The organism is Amycolatopsis sp. NPDC102389 (genome assembly GCF_044765885.1).
Lineage (GTDB): Bacteria > Actinomycetota > Actinomycetes > Mycobacteriales > Pseudonocardiaceae > Amycolatopsis.
This window is the reverse complement of the sequence record NZ_JBIWKX010000131.1, coordinates 1-2,330: the sequence shown is the minus strand read 5'-3', so window position 1 is coordinate 2,330 and position 2,330 is coordinate 1. Positions and strand designations below refer to the sequence as shown.

At 66.6% G+C, this 2,330-nt stretch carries 1 protein-coding gene; it reads left to right on the top strand.

From position 1 onward, the window contains the following. Positions 1-343: 343 nt before the first annotated feature. Positions 344-2,330 (top strand): hypothetical protein (locus ACIRGA_RS40820; RefSeq protein WP_400952949.1); only part of this gene is annotated, 1,987 nt, incomplete at its 3' end.

The following is a 2,330-nucleotide window of genomic DNA, read 5'->3' as shown; positions in this document are numbered from 1 at the left end:
GCTGCACCGGCATGACGACGATGAGCAGGGGCTTGCAGCGGCCCACACGCTTTCGCGCGTGTTGGTGAGTGAAGTCATGTGGCCCCGCGAAAAAGGCGTGCTGGGCGGTGCGTCCCACAAGCCGCGACATTTGGGGCCCGAGACGGGCGGCCCGGAGTTGGAGGCTGCTCCGGCTACAGGCGCCGGCGGCAAACCTGTCTTGGAGAGGGATGCGGTGGTGGGATGGCGGCCGCCGCTGCCGGGCGCGCCCGGTCCGCGGACTTTACGCGAGTACCTGGACAGCCACCGTATGCCCGCGGGGATCTCTTTCGACACGGCCGGCGGAAGGTTCAACAATGCCGCCATGGTATTGCTGCGGGAGTGGGGGCAGTCCCTGGCCACGGAAAAAGACGAGCTGGGCGAGTGGCGCTATTCGATCAAGGACATTCATGTTGCCGCCGGCCAGGACCTCCTGGCCGACAGCACGGTCAGGGTTTGGGTCGCAGATGCGCGCGAGCTTGCGCGGGGCGCGGAGGACGCCGACACCGGTGGCAAGCCTGTCTTGGAGAGGGATGCGGTGGTGGGATGGCGGCCGCCGCTGCCGGGCGCGCCCGGTCCGCGGACTTTACAGGAGTACCTGGACAGCCACCGTATGCCCGCGGGGATCTCTTTCGAGAGGACCAACGGAAAGATCAACAATGCGGCCGCGGCATTGCTGCGGGAGTGGGTTTACTCTATTGCCACGGAAAAGAACGAGCTGGGCGGGTGGCGCTATTCGGGCAAGGATATTCATGTTGCCGCCGGCCAGGACCTCCTGGGCGAGAGCACGGTCAGGGTTTGGGTCGCAGATGCGCGCGAGCTTGCGCGGGGCGCGGAGGACGCCGACACCGGCGGCAAGCCTGTCTTGGAGAGGGATGCGGTGGTGGGATGGCGGCCGCCGCTGCCGGGCGCGCCCGGTCCGCGGACTTTACAGGAGCACCTGGACAACCACCGTATGCCCGAGAAGATCTCTTTCGAGGCGGCCGGCGGAAGGTTCAGCAATGCCGCCATGGTGTTGCTGCGGGAGTGGGTGCAGTCCCTGGCCACGGAAAAGAACGAGCTGGGCAGGTTGCGCTATTCGATCAAGGATATTCATGCTGCCGCCGGCCACGAATTCCTGTCCTACAGCACGGTCAGGAGGTGGGTCGCAGATGCGCGCGAGCTTGCGCGGGGCGCGGAGGACGCCGACACCGGTGGCAAACCTGTCTTGGAGAGGGATGCGATGGTGGGATGGCGGCCGCCGCTGCCAGGCGCGCCCGGTCCGCGGACTTTACACGAGTACCTGGACAACCACCGTATGCCCGCGGGGATCTCTTTCGACACGGCCGGCGGAAGGTTCAACAATGCCGCCATGGTATTGCTGCGGGAGTGGGGGCAGTCCCTGGCCACGGAAAAGAACGAGCTGGGCAGGTGGCGCTATTCGAAAAAGGACATTCATGCTGCCGTCGGCCACGACATCCTGTCCTACAGGACGGTCAGGTCTTGGGTCGCAGATGCGCGCGAGCTTGTGCCGGGCGCGGAGGACGCCGACACCGGCGGCAAGCCTGTCTTGGAGAGGGATGCGGTGGTGGGATGGCGGCCGCCGCTGCCGGGCGCGCCCGGTCCGCGGACTTTACACGAGTACCTGGACAGCCACCGTATGCCCGCGGGGATCTCTTTCGACACGGCCGACGGAAAGCTCAGCAATGCCTCCGCGGCATTGCTGCGGGAGTGGGTGCAGTCCCTGGCCACGGAAAAAGACGAGCTGGGCGGGTGGCGCTATTCGATCAAGGACATTCATGCTGCCGTCGGCCACGACCTCCTGGCCTACAGCACGGTCAGGTTCTGGGTCGCTGCTGCGCGCGAGCCTGTGCCGGGCGCGGAGGACACCGACACCGGCGGCAAGCCTGTCGACACCGGTGGCAAGCCTGTCTTGGAGAGGGATGCGGTGGTGGGATGGCGGCCGCCGCTGCCAGGCGCGCCCGGTCCGCGGACTTTACAGGAGCACCTGGACAACCACCGTATGCCCGAGAAGATCTCTTTCGACACGGCCGGCGGAAAGATCAACAATGCCGCCATGGTATTGCTGCGGGAGTGGGTGCAGTCCCTGGCCACGGAAAAGAACGAGCTGGGCAGGTTGCGCTATTCGAAAAAGGACATTCATGCTGCCGCCGGCCACGACATCCTGTCCTACAGCACGGTCAGGAGGTGGGTCGCAGATGCGCGCGAGCCTGTGCCGGGCGCGGAGGACGCCGACACCGGTGGCAAACCTGTCTTGGAGAGGGATGCGGTGGTGGGATGGCGGCCGCCGCTGCCGGGCGCGCCCGGTCCGC